The following is a 1,303-nucleotide window of genomic DNA, read 5'->3' as shown; positions in this document are numbered from 1 at the left end:
TCCGCTTTCCCACGTCGCGGGAGTTGGACGGGTCGGACGCGATGAACCCCGACCCCGACTACTCCGCCGCCTACCTGGTCCTGCGCACCACGGCGGGCGAGCCCGAGGGCCACGGCTTCACCTTCACCATCGGGCGCGGCAACGACGTGCAGGTCGCCGCGATCGAGGCGCTGAGCGGCCACGTGGTGGGCCGCGACGTCGCCCAGCTGTGCGCCGATCCCGGGGCGCTGTACCGGGACCTGATCGGTGACAGCCAGCTGCGTTGGCTGGGACCGGAGAAGGGCGTGATGCACATGGCGATCGGCGCCGTGGTCAACGCCGTGTGGGACCTGGCCGCCAAGCGCGAGGGCAAGCCGCTGTGGCAACTGCTCGCCGACGCCGAACCCGAGTGGCTCGCCTCCCAGGTCGACTACCGCTACATCGCCGACGCCCTCACCCCCGAAGAGGCCGTGGAACTGCTGCGGTGCGGCAAGAACGGCGCCCCGGACCGGGCGGACCAGCTACTGGCCCGCGGCTACCCCGCCTACACCACCTCACCGGGCTGGCTCGGCTACTCCGACGACAAACTCATCCGCCTGGCCGAACAGGCCGTCGCCGACGGCTTCACCCAGATCAAACTCAAAGTCGGCGCCGACCTCGCCGACGACACCCGCCGCTGCCGCACCGCCCGCACCGCCATCGGCCCCCACATCCGCATGGCCATCGACGCCAACCAGCGCTGGAACATCGACGAAGCCATCGAATGGACCCGCGCCCTCGCCCAGTTCGACCCCTACTGGATCGAAGAGCCCACCAGCCCCGACGACATCCTGGGCCACGCCGCCATCCGAGCCGGCGTCGCACCCGTCAAGGTCGCCACCGGCGAACACGTCCAGAACCGCATCGTCTTCAAACAACTCCTCCAGGCCCACGCCATCGACATCCTCCAACTCGACTCCGCCCGCGTCGCCGGCGTCAACGAGAACCTCGCCATCCTGCTGCTCGCCGCCAAGTTCGACATCCCCGTCTGCCCCCACGCCGGCGGCGTAGGCCTGTGCGAACTCGTCCAACACCTCTCCATGTTCGACTACGTCGCCCTCTCCGCCACCACCCAGGACCGCGTCATCGAATACGTCGACCACCTCCACCACCACTTCCTCGACCCCGTCACGATCCACGCCGGCCACTACCAGGCCCCCACCCGCCCCGGCTTCTCCGCCGAAATGCACCAGACCACCATCGACACCTACAGCTACCCCCACGGCACCTTCTGGACCGCCGACCTCGCCTCCACCACCACCGAACCCGCAACGGAGCTGACCGC

General features: G+C 69.3%; 1 protein-coding gene. It reads left to right on the top strand.

The window, feature by feature from the left end; translation table 11 throughout:
• On the top strand, positions 1-1,303 hold a 1,303-nt coding region (locus tag C7C46_RS32595), incomplete at both ends, for an enolase C-terminal domain-like protein (RefSeq protein WP_110673529.1).

This window comes from Streptomyces tateyamensis (assembly GCF_003205575.1).
GTDB classification, from domain to species: domain Bacteria; phylum Actinomycetota; class Actinomycetes; order Streptomycetales; family Streptomycetaceae; genus Kitasatospora; species Kitasatospora tateyamensis.
Note: the sequence above shows the minus strand (reverse complement) of the source record. Positions and strands in the feature narration are given on the sequence as shown.